Source organism: Litoreibacter halocynthiae, assembly GCF_004365635.1.
Classification (GTDB): domain Bacteria; phylum Pseudomonadota; class Alphaproteobacteria; order Rhodobacterales; family Rhodobacteraceae; genus Litoreibacter; species Litoreibacter halocynthiae.
The window spans coordinates 730,195-742,890 of sequence record NZ_SOBH01000002.1 but is presented as its reverse complement, the minus strand read 5'-3'; the positions used below and the strand labels follow the sequence as shown (position 1 = coordinate 742,890).

Sequence of the window (12,696 nt, the reverse complement as noted above, 5' to 3'; positions counted from 1 at the left end):
CATGGCAGGCGAAGATGTCACGCCCTTGCGCGGCACCCTACTAACGCAGCGCCGCCTTGAACAAGAACGTGTCCAGATCGCCAAGCGCGCCGTCCTCCAGACAGGCGGCGTAGCTGACCACCACGACCATTTCGCCGCCGTAGCTGGCAAAATAGGAGCCGTCGCCATCGTCGTCCCAGCACAGCAATCCCGCGTGCCAGAAGAGGTTGTGCCCTTTTATATTACGATAGAATGACCCCATCACATATTTCGCACCGCGCCCAAGCTCGGCATGGGGCCAGTCAAGCGGCGCGCGCCCGATGTTGCGGGTGCTGCCGAACCACTCCTTTGCAAACCGGGCGTAATCGCCAACGGACATGGACCAGCCGCCCCACGCTCCCAGCGGGCCCCAGACAGGGTCGAGCGCTGCGGTGGTGATGCCCAGAGGATCGAGAACCAGCGACCGGCAGTCGGCCTCGTAGTCTTGTTGCGCATGGGCGTCGATCACGGCGCCCAGTACGGCGTAGTTGGCGTTGTTGTAGCGGAAGGATGCATCTGCCCGGGGGGCTTCCAGCGCCAGTTTGGTCGCGAGCTTATGGCGCGGCGTGCGGACGGCTTCCAGATGCCACGGCTTGCCTTGAGTCAAGTCTTCGTCAAAGCCGGAGGTCTGGGACAGAAAATCGGGCAAACTGCCCGTGCCTTCGGGGGCGTCAATCAGCGTTGAAATCTGCGCGTCGAGGTCGAAGACACCTTCTTGCTGGAACACCGCGATGCAAGCGCCGGTGATGGCTTTCGACAGGCTGGCCAATGTGACAGGCGCGGCGGCATCGCGGCCGTAGCCCTTCGTCAGCGTCGGTGCGCGGGCATCGCCTGCGAGCACGGCGATGGAGGCTTCGGTGATGCTGTGGTCGGACATCCATGCCTCGAACGCGGTAACGATGGCGGCTTGGCGATCATCTTGTGCGGCCACGGGCGTAGTGAGCAGCATAGCACCAATCAGTAGCGCGCGCAGGCTCATGCCGGCTCTCTCAGCACGCGGGGGACTTTGAACTCGACGTTCTCGACGGCGGTTTCCACGATTTCCTCAGTCACGTCATAACGGGACTTGAAGGCGTCGATGACCTCGTTGATCAGCACCTCGGGGGCGGAAGCGCCTGCGGTGATGCCGATGCTGTCGATGCCGTCCAGCGCGCGCCAGTCGATATCGGCGGCGCGTTGCACCAGTTGCGCGTAGGTGCAGCCCGCCTTGGCCCCGACCTCGACCAGTCGTCTGGAGTTGGACGAATTCGGCGCGCCGATGACCAGCATGGCGCTGGTCTTGGTGGCCATGGCCTTCACAGCCTCTTGGCGGTTGGTGGTGGCGTAGCAGATGTCTTCCTTGTGCGGCCCGATGATCGCGGGGAAGCGGGTCTGCAATGCGGTGACCACGTCGGCGGTATCATCGACGGACAGGGTGGTCTGGGTGATGAAGGCCAGCTTTTTAGGGTCGCGCGGGGTGATGGTGGCGACGTCTTCGGGGGTCTCTACGAGGATCACCTCGCCCTCGGGCAACTGGCCCATCGTCCCGACGGTTTCGGGGTGGCCGGCATGGCCGATCATGACCATTTGCAATCCGTTGGAATGGTGACGTTCCGCCTCGATATGAACCTTGGAGACCAGCGGGCAGGTGGCATCGACATAGACCATTTCGCGCTTGGCTGCGGCGGCGGGTACGGCCTTTGGCACGCCATGAGCGGAGAAGATCACTGGTCGATCATCGGGGCATTCTTCAAGCTCCTCGACGAATACGGCGCCCTTATCGCGCAGCGCGTCGACCACGTATTTGTTGTGCACGATCTCGTGGCGGACATAAACGGGTGCGCCCCATTTCTCCAACGCCATCTCCACGATTTTGATGGCGCGGTCCACGCCTGCGCAGAACCCGCGCGGGGCTGCTAGGTAGAGGGTGAGGGGGGGCTTGGTCATGTTATGCGCTCCTGCTTGGGGCATGAATTAAGGGCTTGAGTGGGCGGGGTCCAGTGGGGCCTCGCGGAAATGTGTGTTTTGGGCGCTTGACCCTCCACCTGCTGGAAGCCGGATAAGAGCTTTTCATAAAAGGAGCATCTAACACCATGATCAGGCAAATTCTCATTCCCTACGGCGCTATTCTTGTGGCGATTTTGGCAACCGTTCAGGTGTCCAACGTAAGTGCTCAGACCGCACCTTATGCCAATCCGGAGGTCATCGCCGAGGGCAAGCTGATTTACGATGGGGCCTGCGCCTCGTGCCACGGAGGCGATCTGGAAGGACAACCTAACTGGCGGCAACGCGGTGCCAATGGACGGCTGCCTGCGCCACCGCATGACATCACGGGCCACACGTGGCACCACGCAGACGAGCAACTGTTCGCGATCACAAAGTACGGGACGGAGGCGCTTGTTGGCGGGGACTACAAAAGTGATATGCGCGGGTTTGAGGATGAATTGACGGATGCCCAGATCAAGGCGGCCCTCGCTTATATCAAGAGTACATGGCCTGAGGATATCCAAGAACGCCATAGCGCGATGAGCCGCTAGGGGTGGCATTGCAATTACGGCATCGGCTAGGGTCCACTGGATTGGAGACTTTACTATGTCGATAAAGATACGAGCGGTTGCTGCAAGTGACCGGAAGTCTTGGGGCGCACTTTACAAAGGGTATGCCGCGTTCTACGGGGTCGCGCAGACTGACGACATGCGTGACAGAGTCTGGGAATGGTTGATGGACACCGACCATGAGGTCAACGGATTTGTCGCTGAGGTGGATGGCGCGCTTGTAGGGTTGGCCCATTACCGGCCTTTTGCGCGACCGCTGGCAGCGGGAACGGGCGGGTTTCTGGATGATTTGTTTGTGAATCCTGACGCGCGAGGCCTGAAGGTGGGCGAGGCGCTGATTTCCGCCGTGCAGGCTGAGGGTCGCAATCGAGGTTGGGGCGTCGTTCGCTGGATCACCGCGGATGACAATTACCGTGCACGCGGATTGTACGACCAACTGGCGACGCGTACCGGTTGGGTGACGTATGATCTGGATGTTGACGGCGAAACAGTCTGAAACGAAAACGCCGGAGCGATGCCCCGGCGTTCTCTCTTATTCTGTGACTTCGCGTTCCCGTTCGCGGGTGAAGCTCATGTCCCCTTCCCGTGGCGGGCGGCCTATCACTTCGCGCAGCTCGTCGAGCTCGATGAAATTGTCGGCCTGGCGGCGCAGTTCATCAGAGATCATTGGCGGGTTGGAGCGGATCGTCGACACGACCGACACACGCACGCCTTTGCGCTGGATTGCTTCGATCAAGGGGCGGAAGTCGCCGTCGCCCGAGAAGATCACGATGTGATCGACATGTGGGGCGAGTTCCATAGCATCGACAGCAAGTTCGATATCCATGTTGCCTTTGACCTTACGACGACCTTCACGGTCGGTGTATTCCTTGGCCGGTTTGGTGACCATGGTAAAGCCGTTGTAATGCAGCCAGTCCACAAGCGGACGAATGGGCGAATAATCGTCATTCTCGAGCAGGGCTGTATAGTAGAATGCGCGCAACATTTTGCCGCGGCGCATGAACTCGTGTCTTAGGAGCTTGTAGTCAATGTCAAACCCCAAAGACTTGGCTGCGGCATATAGATTCGACCCGTCTATAAACAGTGCCAGCCTTTCGTCTTTATAAAACATCAAATGTCCTTCCGATAATCGCTCAGCCTGTTTAATAGTCCCCGAGTGAAGGGCGCAGGCGTACGCGCTTCAGCAAACATAAGGAAAAAAGCTTATGCCGCAACCCACGGGGGGTCACAAAGGGCTGATAATAGCCCATGTTGCGCTGGGTAGTAACGCGACGTCAAGCTCTGGATCACCGGAATTCACCCTGCGCGACGTGAAACAAGCAATTTCTTGCGACTCGATTAACGTGCTGGCGGAAAGCCGCTTTTTCCGAAGTCCCGCGTTTCCGCCAGGCAGCGGGCCGGACTACGTGAACGCCGCTATAGCGCTTGAGACCAGCCTGCCAGCAGACGCTCTTTTGGTGCATTTACACCGTGTTGAGGCTGATTTCGGACGGGTGCGAGAGACGCGCTGGGCTGCTCGTACGCTCGATCTGGATCTGCTGGATTATGGAGGCAGGATACTCCCGGATGCCGAGACAGTGACGCATTGGGTTGATCTGCCGTTGGAGCGTCAGATGAAGGAAGCGCCGGACCATCTGATTTTGCCGCATCCTAGGATTCAGGACCGCGCATTTGTATTGATTCCAATGGCTGATATTGCGCCTGATTGGGTGCATCCTTTAAGCGGTCGTAGCCTTGCAGATATGTTATCAGCCTTGCCGGATGCGGAAAAAGGCACGATTTGCCCTCTGTGAAGGCCAAATTTGCGGGTTTTGAGGTTGTATTCGTCCTGTAACGGTCCTAATTGTGCCGTCTGACATCCCCTGTGAATGACTGGAGTCCCCCATGGCCCGCGTGACGGTTGAAGATTGCGTAGACAAAGTACCTAACCGCTTTGAACTGGTTATGCTTGCGTCCCATCGTGCCCGTGAGATTGCGTCCGGCGGCGCGCTCACCATTGATCGTGATAACGACAAGAACCCTGTCGTATCGCTGCGCGAGATTGCGGAAGAGACCCAGACTGCTGACGAGTTGCGCGAGCGCATGATCGAAAGCAACCAGACACAGATCGAAGTGGACGAGCCTGAAGAAGACGCCATGGCGCTTCTCATGGGTGTTGAGCAGGACAAACCTGCCGATGACGACATGTCCGAAGAGAAGCTGTTGCGGGCCTTGATGGAAGCACAAGGGCCAAAGTAAGGCTCTACAAAATTGGCGGCGGACCAAACGGATGATTTCTGACAGCGACCTGATCGCAATGGTCCGCGCCTACAATCCGAACACCAACGAAGCCCTGATCCGGGATGCTTATGCCTACGGTGCGAAAATGCACGAAGGGCAGACACGGCATTCCGGCGAGCCATATTTCTCCCATCCTGTTGAAGTTGCCGCCCTGCTGACCGAGCGTTGGCTGGATGATGCGACGATTGTCACAGCATTGCTGCATGACACGATTGAAGACACGGGGTCGACCTATTCCGAGGTGGAACGCCGCTTTGGCTCGGAGATCGCGGAACTGGTGGATGGCGTCACCAAACTGACCAATCTGGAACTGAACTCGACCGAGACCAAGCAGGCGGAAAACTTTCGCAAGCTGTTTATGGCGATGTCCAAGGACCTTCGGGTCATTTTGGTCAAACTGGCGGACCGACTGCATAATATGCGCACGATCAAACACATGCGCCCAGACAAGCAGATTCAGAAGGCCCGCGAAACAATGGATATCTACGCGCCCTTAGCGGGGCGCATGGGGATGCACTGGATGCGTGAAGAGTTGGAGGACCTGGCATTTCGCGTCCTGAACCCGGATGCGCGGGCGTCAATCATCCGGCGCTTCATCACACTACAAAAAGAGACGGGCGATGTTGTCCCGAAAATCACCGAAGACATCCGCACCGAATTGGCCCGCGCGAATATTGAAGGCAAGGTATTTGGACGCGCCAAGAAGCCCTATTCGATCTGGCGCAAGATGGAGGAGAAGAAGCAAAGCTTCTCGCGTCTATCCGACATCTATGGCTTCCGCGTGATCGCCAATTCCGAGGATGATTGCTACCGTGCCTTGGGGGTGTTGCACCGCCGTTGGCGCTCCGTGCCCGGTCGCTTCAAGGACTATATCAGCCAGCCAAAGACCAATGGTTACCGTTCGATCCACACGACCGTATCGGGGCGCGACGGCAAGCGCGTAGAAATCCAGATACGAACCCGCCAAATGCATGATGTTGCCGAAGCCGGTGTCGCCGCACATTGGGCGTATCGTGACGGAGAGCGGGTCGAAAACCCGTTTGCCGTTGACCCGTCTACTTGGGTGTCTTCGATGACAGAGCGGTTCGATCAAGCCGACGACCATGACGATTTTCTCGAGCATGTGAAGTTGGAGATGTATTCGGACCAAGTGTTCTGTTTCACCCCGAAAGGCGAGGTGATCAAGCTGCCGCGGGGTGCCACACCGCTAGACTATGCCTACGCGATCCACACTCGGATCGGGCATAGCTGCGTCGGGGCGAAGGTTGATGGATTGCGGGTGCCGCTTTGGACGCGGTTGCGCAACGGCCAATCGGTGGAAATCATCACCGCCGAAGGGCAAAAGCCGCAGCCGACATGGATCGATATCGCGGTCACGGGGCGGGCGAAATCGGCAATCCGTAAATCCCTACGTGAAGAGCACCGTGACCGCTATATCAAACTGGGGCGGGAGCTGACCCGCGTGGCGTTTGAACATGTCGGTAAGAAGGCATCGGACAAGGCGTTAGAGACTGCGGCGAAGGAGTTGAGCTTGACCGATGCTTCACAGCTGCTGGAATATGTTGGCTCGACCGAGTTGTCGGCACGCGAAGTTGTGACCGCGCTGTACCCAGAGCTTGCCAGCAAGGCGGATATGGAGCCTGCGGACAATGAACGGCCCGTTGTCGGTCTGCCCGAGGGTGTGCAGGTCAAGCGCGCTGCCTGTTGCCAGGCGGTGCCGGGCGAGCGGATTGTCGGGATCAAGTACAAGGGCGAGGGGGTGTTTGTTCACGCCATCGCCTGCGACGCGCTCGTCGAGTTGGAGGACCAGCCAGAGCGCTGGCTTGATATTCGCTGGCATTCTGGACGACACGCCGCAACCAATACGGTTACTCTGGCGTTAACCATCGGCAACAGCTTTGGGGTGCTGGGACGTATTTGCACATTGATCGGGGAGCAGAAGGCGAATATTTCGGACATGCATTTTATCGACCGCAAACCGGACTATTTCCAGTTATTGATGGATGTCGACGTCAGAGATTCCGAGCATTTGCACGGGGTGATGACAGCTATCGAAGCGGATAGTGATGTGGCTGGGTTGGAACGGCACCGAGATTTGAGCCGCAAACCGTAACGAGTGGCCCCGAGACAATGGGGCGGAGAGGTGAAAGACCAGACGTGTTCAAACGCCGAACGCCAAAAAGCTGGGCCCTGTGGGCGTGGCATTTGATCTGGCCGCAAGGTGGCTGGGGGCGGGCGTTCGGGTATGTTAAGCACCGCGTTCGTCGCTTGCCTGATGCGCCTCATCGTATTTCGCGGGGCATTTTTGCGGGTGTGTTTACAACTTTCACCCCATTTTACGGCTTTCATTTTTTCATCGCGGCCTTCATCGCAAAAGTCATGCGTGGCAACATTCTGGCCGCGTTGATGGCGACTTTTTTTGGCAACCCGCTCACATACTTGCCGATTGGCGTCGTGTCGCTAAAGACAGGCCACTTCTTGCTTGGCACCGAGTTTGAGCCCGACATGAACCTCGCACGACGTTTCGCGGGTGCCTGGCGTGACCTGAAAGATAACTTTTGGGCGATGTTTACCGATGACGTGGCCCATTGGGATCGACTGGCCGGCTTTTATGACGAGGTGTTCCTTCCTTATATGGTAGGTGGTCTCATTCCCGGGGTGGTGGCGGGAACCATTGCTTATTATCTAAGCTCTCCGGTGATTGCGGCGTATCAGAACCGCCGCAAGGGACGGATCAAGGCAAAGCTGGAAGAAATTAGGCTCCGCAAGGCGGCCAAGAAAGCCGAAGACAGTCGCTCGCAATAAGCGATGTTGAGCTTGCCGCGCGTTGTCCTATGATCTGATGTGAAGAGCCATCTCCAAAGGACTGCACCGATGACCAACCAGCTACGCCTTGGCGTGAATATCGACCACGTTGCAACAGTTCGAAATGCCCGTGGTGGCGATAATCCTGATCCGGTTCGTGCTGCACTCATGGCGCAAGGGGCAGGGGCGGACGGGATCACTGCGCATTTGCGGGAAGATCGCCGCCACATCCGCGATGCGGACATGGGTGCAATCAAAGACGCGATTTCTGTTCCACTGAATTTCGAGATGGCGGCTACGGACGAGATGCAGAAGCTCGCGTTGGCGACCAAGCCGCATGCGGTTTGCCTTGTGCCGGAACGGCGCGAAGAGAGGACAACGGAAGGTGGTCTGGACGTTGCGGGCGACGACAATCGGCTGGCAGCTTATATCTCTCCCTTCAAGAATGCGGGTATCCGGGTGTCCCTGTTTATCGGGGCCGACGAGCGGCAGGTCCGCGCCGCGGCACGAATTGGCGCAGACATAATCGAGCTGCACGCGGGCAGCTATTGCGACGCCCATGCCGAAGGTCGTTTTGACGCGCGGGACGCGGAATTCGTGCGCTTGCGCGACATGGCCACGCTCGCGCATTCGTTAGGCCTTGAAGTTCATGCAGGGCACGGCTTCACCTTTGACAGCGTGAAACCGGTTGCGGCTTTGCCGGAAATTGTGGAGCTGAATATCGGGCATTTCCTGATTGGAGAGGCGATATTCACGGGGCTGGCCCCCGCAATCAAGGAAATGCGGCGTCTGATGGACGAGGCGCGCGCGTGACGGGTATCGAGTTTGCCTTGCTGCTTTTGGCGTGGGCAATTGGCGGGGCTTCTCCGGGGCCAGCAACGCTGGCAATTGCGGGCACTTCTATGGAACGCGGCCGAGCAGCGGGATTGGCAGTTGCTGCAGGTATCGTTTGCGGCTCCGCGTCTTGGGGCGTTGCGGCTGCATTGGGGATGAGCGCATTGATGCTTGCGAATGCATGGCTGGTGGAAGTGCTGCGTTACGTTGGCGCCGCCTATTTGATGTATTTGGGCTTCAAGGCTTTGCGATCGGGTCTTTCCGATAAACCGCTGGCGAAGGTTCAAGCCAAGCGCGGCGGTCTGCACTCGGTCTATTTGAAGGGGCTGTTACTACATCTTACCAATCCTAAGGCGATCTTTGGCTGGGGGGCAATCTTTGCCATCGCAGTGCCGCCGGGATCAGACCCTCGGGCTGTATGGGAAACTTTCGGCGCGTTGTTCATCGTGTCCAACCTTGTTTTCTTCGGCTATGCGCTGCTTTTTTCAACGGCGGCGTTTATCCGAGGCTACCAGAAGATGCGGAGATGGTTTGAGATCAGCTTTGGTCTTATGTTTGGACTTGCAGGTTTGAAAATTCTAACAGCGAGGCTGACATGAAACGAATACTGAGTGCGTGGCTATTCGCGTTGGTCACTCTTCCGGCTTTCGCCCAAGAGGTTCGTCCTTGTGACGAGTTGGCCGGTGTAGATGCCATTGGCGAACCTTGGGCAGCCCATACACAAACCTTCGCCGGCAACCGTGTTCGGCTTGTTGTGATCGACACGTTGGAGCCGGCAGCGGCGGCGTTTCAACTGCTTGTCCTCTCTCCGCCTTTTGATGAAGTGGGTGGGCGTCAGTGCATGATGGTCGGCAGTAGCGGTAGCTTGGGTTTTGGCGGTATGACGTTGGAGGGAATGGACAGTAGCTACGATCCCGCCAAAGGACTCACATGGGGCGTTAAGGTGAAGACCTACAACGCGAGCACTGGTGGGTTCGATGACAAGGTTTTGAATGTGACGCTGAACCAGTCCACTGGCGCAATCACGGCGGGGTTCTGATGATCCTTGGGATCGGGACGGATTTGGCGAATATCGAACGGATCGAAGGCACGCTGGCGCGGTTCGGCGACAGGTTTCGCAATCGCGTTTTCACGGACATTGAGCAACGAAAAGCCGAGCGACGCAAGGACGTGGCCGGAACCTATGCTAAACGGTGGGCCGCAAAAGAAGCGTGTTCCAAGGCATTGGGCACGGGACTGCGCATGGGAATTTCGTGGAAGGACATGGCGGTGAGCAATCTTCGCACAGGGCAACCTGTGATGGAGGTTACCGGATGGGCAGCGGAACGCTTGCGTGACATGACGCCTGAAGGACACGAGGCTGTAATTCATGTCACATTGACCGACGATCACCCTTGGGCGCAGGCCTTCGTCGTGATCGAAGCGCGACCCATTGCAGTGGCGGCGGCTTGACTCCGACCCCCGCTGGTCGCATGTAGCACCCAACCTTGAAAATAAGAGAATATTGATGGCACGCAGCAGTGACAAAGAGCCGGAAGGCATCATGGAAACCGTTAAGACTGTGGTCTACGCATTGGCGATTGCAGCCGTATTCCGCACGTTGTTTTTCCAGCCGTTCTGGATCCCGTCCGGATCCATGAAGGACACTTTGCTGGTCGGTGACTTTCTGTTCGTCAACAAGATGGCCTATGGCTACTCCAAGTATAGCTGCCCATTCGGCGTCTGCCCGATCCCCGACCGCCTGTTTGGTGACGAGCCGGAGCGCGGCGACGTCGTGGTCTTCCGCCACCCCGTCAGCGGTCAGGACTATATCAAGCGGCTGATCGGCCTGCCGGGTGACAAGGTTCAGGTGAAGAACGGGGTACTGTTCTTGAACGGACAAGCCCAAAAGCAGGTGCCAACTGATCCGTTTGTCGAAACCTATGACGCTCAAGGTTCGGTTGGGGGCTTCCCGGCGTGCAGCAATGGTGCGGTCGGTATCGGTGGCGAATGCGAGAAAGAGCGTGCGATGGAGACACTGGAAGGTGGTGTCACACATGCCATCCTGAACATCCGTGACGGCATGGGCGCGGACAACACGCCGGTGTTCAACGTGCCTGAGGGGCATTTCTTCTTCATGGGGGACAACCGCGACAATTCCATCGACTCGCGGTTCGCCCAGACCGGCGGCGGCGTCGGCATGGTGCCGTTTGCCAACCTTCTGGGCCGCGCGGACCGGGTGATCTTCTCGTCAGCGGGCTCCCGCATGCTGTATTTTTGGACCTGGCGCGGCGACCGGTTCTTCAAAGCGATTGAGTAGGCCCGCGATGAAACTGTCGGCAGAGCTTTCGGCTTTTTGTGACCGGATCGGATATCGGTTTCATCAGCCGGAACTTCTGGTGCGCGCATTGACGCATGGCTCGATTTCGTCGACCACGCGTCCCGACAATCAGCGGTTAGAGTTCTTGGGCGACCGCGTGCTTGGCCTTGTGATGGCCGAGGCTTTGCTGGACGCTGACACAGAAGCAACCGAGGGGGTTTTAGCCCCGCGTTACAACGCGTTGGTGCGTAAAGAGACCTGTGCCGCCGTCGCGCGAGACATTGAACTTGGCGCAGTGCTGAAATTGGGTAAGTCGGAAATGGTATCGGGTGGGCGCCGCAAAGAGGCGTTGCTGGGCGACGGGATGGAAGCGCTGATCGCGGCTGTATACCGTGACGGTGGGTTCACCGCGGCCCGCGACCTGATACTTAGACTTTGGGGTCAACGGGTTCACGAGGTCGAAGAAGATGCCCGCGACCCAAAAACAGCCTTGCAGGAATTCGTGCAAGCGCGCGGCGAGACCACGCCTATATATGAGATCATCAAGCGCGAAGGCCCCGACCACGCGCCGGAATTCACCATCGCGGTGACGCTTGCCTCGGGCGAGCGTGCGGAAGCGAAAGCAGGGGCCAAGAGGCAAGCGGAACAGGCTGCGGCCAAAGCGCTTTTAGAAAGGCTGGACACATGACCGAGGCAACCCGCGCGGGCTTCATCGCGCTGATCGGAGAGCCGAACGCCGGCAAATCGACGCTGCTCAACCGGATGGTGGGCGCGAAAGTGTCGATCGTCACGCATAAGGTTCAAACCACGCGCGCGCGTATTCGCGGGGTGGCGATGGAAGGGCAGGCGCAACTGGTGTTTGTGGACACGCCTGGCTTGTTTCGCCCGCGTCGCCGCTTGGATCGCGCGATGGTTGCTGCCGCATGGTCCGGGGCATCGGACGCAGACATCGTAGTGCTGCTTGTCGAAGCACATCGTGGCATTACTGAAGGTGTCAGCGCCATTATGGACGGTTTGGCAGAGCGCACCGCTGGCGCGCCGGTGGTTCTAGCAATCAACAAGATCGACCGCGTGAAATCGGACGTGCTGCTTGGGTTGACCAAGGAGTTGAATGACCGTTTCGCGTTTGAAGAGACGTTCATGATCTCGGCCGAGAAGGGCCATGGGGTCGATGCGTTGCGGCAGTGGCTTGCAGGTAAAGTGCCGGAAGGTCCGTGGCTGTACCCCGAAGACCAATTGGCCGATGCGCCGATGCGCCAGATCGCCGCCGAGATTACCCGCGAGAAACTGACACTGCGACTGCATCAGGAACTGCCTTACCAGATGACTGTCGAGACCGAAAACTGGGAGGAGCAAAAGGACGGCTCTGCCCGTATCGAGCAACTCATCTACGTGATCAGAGATGGCCACAAGGGCATCGTTCTGGGTGCCAAGGGCGAGACAATTAAAGCGGTGGGCAAAGCCGCTCGCGAGGAATTGGTTGAGTTTCTAGGCCGCAAGGTTCACCTGTTTTTACAGGTGAAGGTGCGACCCGGCTGGCTTGAGGAAAGCGAACGCTACTCCGAGATGGGCTTGGATTTCAAAGACGGTAATGAGTAGTCGCCTGACAACTGACTTCTGGGTTTCTGCTTACCTGAACCGCCTGCGGCTGGCGAATATTCCGGCCTTTGTGACTTCCAAGGGTGATCCGACAGCGGGTGTCGTTATGGTCAAGTTGAACACGTTGGACGGGCAGGCGGTGGCCTATCAGCGGTCTTTTGATCTGATGAGCGGTGAGAGGGCTTGGATCGTCTTGAGCGAAGATGACGAGCGAAAGGTCGACGAGGCCATTACAATGCAACTGAGTTTCGACCCTGATCTATGGGTAATCGAAGTCGAGGACAAATCGGGCCGGCATCTTTTGGACCAAGAAGGCCTGACTTAACG

The 12,696-nt window shown here is 58.1% G+C and carries 17 protein-coding genes; 14 read left to right on the top strand and 3 right to left on the bottom strand.

The window, feature by feature from the left end; translation table 11 throughout:
- Positions 1-40: 40 nt before the first annotated feature.
- On the bottom strand, positions 41-997 hold the full coding sequence (locus tag BDE40_RS11020) for a serine hydrolase domain-containing protein (RefSeq protein WP_134014575.1): 957 nt from the start codon (positions 995-997) through the stop codon (positions 41-43).
- Positions 994-1,944, bottom strand: coding sequence for a 4-hydroxy-3-methylbut-2-enyl diphosphate reductase (ispH, locus tag BDE40_RS11015; protein ID WP_134014574.1), 951 nt, complete (start codon positions 1,942-1,944; stop codon positions 994-996). Before ispH ends, BDE40_RS11020 begins: the two co-directional genes overlap by 4 nt.
- Positions 1,945-2,090: 146 nt before the next feature.
- On the opposite strand from ispH, the gene BDE40_RS11010 reads away from it, so the two are divergent.
- Both BDE40_RS11010 and BDE40_RS11005 read left to right on the top strand, forming a co-directional pair.
- On the top strand, positions 2,091-2,534 hold the full coding sequence (locus BDE40_RS11010) for a c-type cytochrome (protein WP_134014573.1): 444 nt from the start codon (positions 2,091-2,093) through the stop codon (positions 2,532-2,534).
- 55 nt (positions 2,535-2,589) lie between these two features.
- The gene (locus BDE40_RS11005; protein ID WP_134014572.1) at positions 2,590-3,048 is read left to right on the top strand and encodes a GNAT family N-acetyltransferase; all 459 of its coding nucleotides are present in this window, start codon (positions 2,590-2,592) and stop codon (positions 3,046-3,048) included.
- 36 nt (positions 3,049-3,084) lie between these two features.
- Here BDE40_RS11005 and BDE40_RS11000 read toward each other — a convergent pair whose 3' ends face one another.
- Complete coding sequence (locus BDE40_RS11000; RefSeq protein ID WP_073142076.1) at positions 3,085-3,663, bottom strand: LabA-like NYN domain-containing protein; 579 nt, start codon at positions 3,661-3,663, stop codon at positions 3,085-3,087.
- Positions 3,664-3,757: 94 nt separating this feature from the next.
- Between BDE40_RS11000 and folK the strand changes: the two genes are divergently transcribed.
- The 12 genes from folK (at position 3,758) to BDE40_RS10940 (ending at position 12,694) form a co-directional block, all read left to right on the top strand.
- Positions 3,758-4,345 carry a 2-amino-4-hydroxy-6-hydroxymethyldihydropteridine diphosphokinase gene (gene folK / locus BDE40_RS10995; RefSeq protein ID WP_134014571.1) on the top strand — a complete coding sequence of 196 codons (588 nt, stop codon included), beginning with the start codon at positions 3,758-3,760 and terminating at the stop codon, positions 4,343-4,345.
- A gap of 91 nt (positions 4,346-4,436) precedes the next feature.
- Complete coding sequence (rpoZ, locus tag BDE40_RS10990; RefSeq protein WP_134014570.1) at positions 4,437-4,790, top strand: DNA-directed RNA polymerase subunit omega; 354 nt, start codon at positions 4,437-4,439, stop codon at positions 4,788-4,790.
- Positions 4,791-4,821: 31 nt separating this feature from the next.
- Positions 4,822-6,945 carry a RelA/SpoT family protein gene (locus BDE40_RS10985; RefSeq protein ID WP_073142083.1) on the top strand — a complete coding sequence of 708 codons (2,124 nt, stop codon included), beginning with the start codon at positions 4,822-4,824 and terminating at the stop codon, positions 6,943-6,945.
- A gap of 17 nt (positions 6,946-6,962) precedes the next feature.
- Positions 6,963-7,637, top strand: coding sequence for a DUF2062 domain-containing protein (locus BDE40_RS10980; RefSeq protein ID WP_134014569.1), 675 nt, complete (start codon positions 6,963-6,965; stop codon positions 7,635-7,637).
- Between the two features lie 69 nt (positions 7,638-7,706).
- On the top strand, positions 7,707-8,450 hold the full coding sequence (locus BDE40_RS10975) for a pyridoxine 5'-phosphate synthase (RefSeq protein ID WP_134014568.1): 744 nt from the start codon (positions 7,707-7,709) through the stop codon (positions 8,448-8,450).
- Positions 8,447-9,070 carry a LysE family translocator gene (locus BDE40_RS10970; RefSeq protein ID WP_134014567.1) on the top strand — a complete coding sequence of 208 codons (624 nt, stop codon included), beginning with the start codon at positions 8,447-8,449 and terminating at the stop codon, positions 9,068-9,070. Before BDE40_RS10975 ends, BDE40_RS10970 begins: the two co-directional genes overlap by 4 nt.
- A complete protein-coding gene (locus BDE40_RS10965) occupies positions 9,067-9,510 on the top strand; it encodes a hypothetical protein (protein ID WP_134014566.1) in 444 nt (147 codons plus the stop codon). Before BDE40_RS10970 ends, BDE40_RS10965 begins: the two co-directional genes overlap by 4 nt.
- Positions 9,510-9,923: a holo-ACP synthase gene (gene acpS / locus BDE40_RS10960; RefSeq protein ID WP_134014565.1), complete on the top strand. Its 414-nt coding sequence runs from the start codon at positions 9,510-9,512 to the stop codon at positions 9,921-9,923. The genes BDE40_RS10965 and acpS overlap by 1 nt, the downstream gene beginning before the upstream one ends.
- 55 nt (positions 9,924-9,978) lie before the next feature.
- Positions 9,979-10,770, top strand: a complete 792-nt coding sequence (lepB, locus tag BDE40_RS10955) for a signal peptidase I (protein ID WP_134014564.1) — start codon at positions 9,979-9,981, stop codon at positions 10,768-10,770.
- Positions 10,771-10,777: 7 nt separating this feature from the next.
- Entirely contained in the window at positions 10,778-11,458 is a 681-nt protein-coding gene (rnc, locus tag BDE40_RS10950; protein WP_134014741.1) for a ribonuclease III, read from the top strand.
- Positions 11,455-12,369: a GTPase Era gene (era, locus tag BDE40_RS10945; protein WP_134014563.1), complete on the top strand. Its 915-nt coding sequence runs from the start codon at positions 11,455-11,457 to the stop codon at positions 12,367-12,369. The genes rnc and era overlap by 4 nt, the downstream gene beginning before the upstream one ends.
- Positions 12,362-12,694, top strand: coding sequence for a DUF1491 family protein (locus BDE40_RS10940; RefSeq protein WP_134014562.1), 333 nt, complete (start codon positions 12,362-12,364; stop codon positions 12,692-12,694). Before era ends, BDE40_RS10940 begins: the two co-directional genes overlap by 8 nt.
- Positions 12,695-12,696 lie beyond the last annotated feature (2 nt).

What these genes read in the sequence shown, in the direction of transcription:
- BDE40_RS11020 (WP_134014575.1), bottom strand. Translation starts at nt 997, where the DNA reads ATGAGCCTGCGCGCGCTACTGATTGGTGCTATGCTGCTCACTACGCCC.
- ispH (WP_134014574.1), bottom strand. Translation starts at nt 1,944, where the DNA reads ATGACCAAGCCCCCCCTCACCCTCTACCTAGCAGCCCCGCGCGGGTTC.
- BDE40_RS11010 (WP_134014573.1), top strand. Translation starts at nt 2,091, where the DNA reads ATGATCAGGCAAATTCTCATTCCCTACGGCGCTATTCTTGTGGCGATT.
- BDE40_RS11005 (WP_134014572.1), top strand. Translation starts at nt 2,590, where the DNA reads ATGTCGATAAAGATACGAGCGGTTGCTGCAAGTGACCGGAAGTCTTGG.
- BDE40_RS11000 (WP_073142076.1), bottom strand. Translation starts at nt 3,663, where the DNA reads ATGTTTTATAAAGACGAAAGGCTGGCACTGTTTATAGACGGGTCGAAT.
- folK (WP_134014571.1), top strand. Translation starts at nt 3,758, where the DNA reads ATGCCGCAACCCACGGGGGGTCACAAAGGGCTGATAATAGCCCATGTT.
- rpoZ (WP_134014570.1), top strand. Translation starts at nt 4,437, where the DNA reads ATGGCCCGCGTGACGGTTGAAGATTGCGTAGACAAAGTACCTAACCGC.
- BDE40_RS10985 (WP_073142083.1), top strand. Translation starts at nt 4,822, where the DNA reads ATGATTTCTGACAGCGACCTGATCGCAATGGTCCGCGCCTACAATCCG.
- BDE40_RS10980 (WP_134014569.1), top strand. Translation starts at nt 6,963, where the DNA reads ATGGGGCGGAGAGGTGAAAGACCAGACGTGTTCAAACGCCGAACGCCA.
- BDE40_RS10975 (WP_134014568.1), top strand. Translation starts at nt 7,707, where the DNA reads ATGACCAACCAGCTACGCCTTGGCGTGAATATCGACCACGTTGCAACA.
- BDE40_RS10965 (WP_134014566.1), top strand. Translation starts at nt 9,067, where the DNA reads ATGAAACGAATACTGAGTGCGTGGCTATTCGCGTTGGTCACTCTTCCG.
- acpS (WP_134014565.1), top strand. Translation starts at nt 9,510, where the DNA reads ATGATCCTTGGGATCGGGACGGATTTGGCGAATATCGAACGGATCGAA.
- lepB (WP_134014564.1), top strand. Translation starts at nt 9,979, where the DNA reads ATGGCACGCAGCAGTGACAAAGAGCCGGAAGGCATCATGGAAACCGTT.
- rnc (WP_134014741.1), top strand. Translation starts at nt 10,778, where the DNA reads ATGAAACTGTCGGCAGAGCTTTCGGCTTTTTGTGACCGGATCGGATAT.
- era (WP_134014563.1), top strand. Translation starts at nt 11,455, where the DNA reads ATGACCGAGGCAACCCGCGCGGGCTTCATCGCGCTGATCGGAGAGCCG.
- BDE40_RS10940 (WP_134014562.1), top strand. Translation starts at nt 12,362, where the DNA reads ATGAGTAGTCGCCTGACAACTGACTTCTGGGTTTCTGCTTACCTGAAC.